The 2,438-nt window shown below is 36.9% G+C and carries 5 protein-coding genes; all 5 read right to left on the bottom strand.

From position 1 onward, the window contains the following. Nucleotides 1-117: 117 nt before the first annotated feature. On the bottom strand, nucleotides 118-282 hold the full coding sequence (locus tag BM015_RS21185; protein ID WP_262497273.1) for a helix-turn-helix domain-containing protein: 165 nt from the start codon (nucleotides 280-282) through the stop codon (nucleotides 118-120). Nucleotides 283-329: 47 nt separating this feature from the next. Beyond that, on the bottom strand, nucleotides 330-527 hold the full coding sequence (locus BM015_RS21180) for a hypothetical protein (RefSeq protein ID WP_177191992.1): 198 nt from the start codon (nucleotides 525-527) through the stop codon (nucleotides 330-332). A 29-nt stretch (nucleotides 528-556) separates the two neighbouring features. Next, nucleotides 557-715: a hypothetical protein gene (locus BM015_RS21680; RefSeq protein WP_177191991.1), complete on the bottom strand. Its 159-nt coding sequence runs from the start codon at nucleotides 713-715 to the stop codon at nucleotides 557-559. Nucleotides 716-810: 95 nt separating this feature from the next. Beyond that, nucleotides 811-1,089 (bottom strand): hypothetical protein, encoded by a 279-nt coding sequence (locus BM015_RS21175; RefSeq protein WP_090663350.1) that lies wholly within the window; start codon nucleotides 1,087-1,089, stop codon nucleotides 811-813. Then, nucleotides 1,089-2,144 carry a hypothetical protein gene (locus tag BM015_RS21770; protein WP_218148605.1) on the bottom strand — a complete coding sequence of 352 codons (1,056 nt, stop codon included), beginning with the start codon at nucleotides 2,142-2,144 and terminating at the stop codon, nucleotides 1,089-1,091. The genes BM015_RS21175 and BM015_RS21770 overlap by 1 nt, the downstream gene beginning before the upstream one ends. Nucleotides 2,145-2,438 lie beyond the last annotated feature (294 nt).

The following is a 2,438-nucleotide window of genomic DNA, read 5'->3' as shown; positions in this document are numbered from 1 at the left end:
GATTTTAAAGATTATAATGTTCCTTTTCCAGATAGTTTAAACTGGGTATTGCAGTATATAAAGTAGTTTTAGTTTTAAAGGAAGCCGTTGAGCAATCAGCGGCTTTTTAAAGTATACTTATTTAAAGAAATCAACCAGTTCACCATTAAGTGCGGCAGCCAGTTTAACCATCGTAAAGAACTCTATGTTAAGCTTACCGTTTTCAATCCTGCTGATATCGCTGTGATTGATGCCGGTAGCCACTTCCAGGTCAAGCTGCGGCATTTTATTTTTCTTATGCAGGTTTTTTAGTTTAAGGCCAGACTGTTCAATTTAAAACCCTACATTGTTTAGGACCACGTAAGATGTCCGCTGTTTTCAGATGCTTCGTCCGTTGTATATATGCTTAAGATATTGCCACTGGCATCTCTTACATACCAGCTTTCAACGTTACCAACCGTTTTACTCACCCTGTTGCCGGCAGCATCATACTTATAGGTTATTGTAGTACCGTCTGTTTTATTGATTGTCTTAACCTTCCCATACACCGTCCATTCAATGCTGCTTATACCTTCTTTTACATCAGCAGTAGGTTACCGATAGCATCATAACTGTAATTATCGGCGCTTTGGTTATCAATATCGGTTGTATAAGCGTTTACGGTAAAGGCACAAGTACCCTTTACTCTTTGCCTGCCCTGCATACCTTGCCCCAGCTTCCTCCTTTTTATGAGCATACTTGGACTATTAGGGGTAAAATCCTGCACCAGCGTATATCCGGACAGAACATTGTAGAAAGTTCACGGAAGTTGCAGGGGGAAAAATTCATACATTATAATCCTCCATTATCGTCTGAAGGATTTACAAATTCAATCATCGGCAATTTCATTTTTGAAAATTCTTCCGAAGATACTGATTGTACATTTTCAGGAATTTTCATTCTTGACATATTAATTCCTGTATGTGTTTTCGAACACCATATCCATCCAAAGCCCATTCTATTTTCTTTATCTATAAGAACAAACACATAATTTATGAAACCGTCCTTACTAAAGGGTGATGGTATATTTTTTTGACCCTCAAATATTTTAAAAAGAATTTCTTTCCACATTATTTATTTGCTTTATAATATTGCCAAAAAGTATTTTCTATGCCGTAAGCACCTTCCTCAAATGAGCTTCCCATCATTGAGTTTTTGGGAAGGCCATATAATGAGAACTGAAATAAATGCGTCCTTTCATGCCCTAAAGTTTTTACCATACTTTCATAACTTCTAAAAGCATCAGGATAAAGAGTAATAGTTTTTGGACCAGCAAAACCATACAAACCCCTTCCAATTAGTTCCGGGTCTCTTACAATCTTAAGTTTTACTCCTTGCAAACCTACCCCAGCTTGATTTGCAATACTTTTAACCGTTCTTAACTGCATAGGAACTTCCAAGCTTGAAAAAGCTCCTATGTTTTGTTCTCTTCTAAATAACCCTAAGTAGTTGCTCGATCTTGAAAAACCTGCACCTTCAGACTCCAAATTGTAAGGCATTGGGTCAACCGCACCAACCACTCCAATTGATAACATTGTAGTAGTTAGTTTGATATTATAAGCAACTGGGTTTGCGTTATACTCCCGTAATTTTGAGTTACCAAAATTAGCTAACCACGCTACAGTTCTATATTTCCAGCTACTTATTTCTTTAATTACATCATCAACAGTCTGATTATTTTCATTTTTATATCCTGCAAAAACTGCTGCACCATTTGCATTTGTTGACCATTTTGCACTAAATGTTCCTAATCCATTTGAAAATGACCTTAGCTGTCCGGCTTGTATAGGAACATTTGTATTAGTACCACTAATTTTATAGCTTGCTGAACTATAAAACTCTAATGAATTTGCTTTTTCATCTATATTTATGCTTTGGCCACCACCTGCTCCTGTTACTGTAGTATCACCTAATGGGTCACTGTTAAGAATCGGATTACCACCAAATGCAGAATATTCGCTTATACCTACAGTTGGCCGCGGGTCTAAATTCCACCTTCTCACTATCCTCGCATCGTATTCCCAATATTCAGCAGTGTAAAGATTGCCATCGCTGTTTACTTCTGTTGATTTTTCCTGCCTATTAAACCCATAACGGTAAGAACTGTTGTTAGTATAACCTCTCATTGGCATTTGCATACCGCCGGGATAATAATCACTTCGCACCTAATTCAAAGAACTTCAAATGCTTCCCGTTATAAAAATAGGGCTTTAAATTGCAGTAATTAGCAAAAATGTGCAAGGTTTTAAGTGTTTTTTTCTGAAGGTTTAAGCATGCTGTGAATCTTATCAATTTCATTATCCGCCACTTTTTGCGCTATCTAACTAACCCAAGTTGCTAGATAAAAGAGGGTGAGCAAAGAAGAAATTATTTTTGAGTTACCACACCAAAAAATAATAGCGATGCTCACCAGCGATAAA

The organism is Parafilimonas terrae, assembly GCF_900115755.1.
Taxonomy (GTDB): Bacteria; Bacteroidota; Bacteroidia; order Chitinophagales; family Chitinophagaceae; genus Parafilimonas; species Parafilimonas terrae.
The sequence above is the reverse complement of the archived record's forward strand: the minus strand, read 5'-3'. Positions and strand labels throughout refer to the sequence as shown.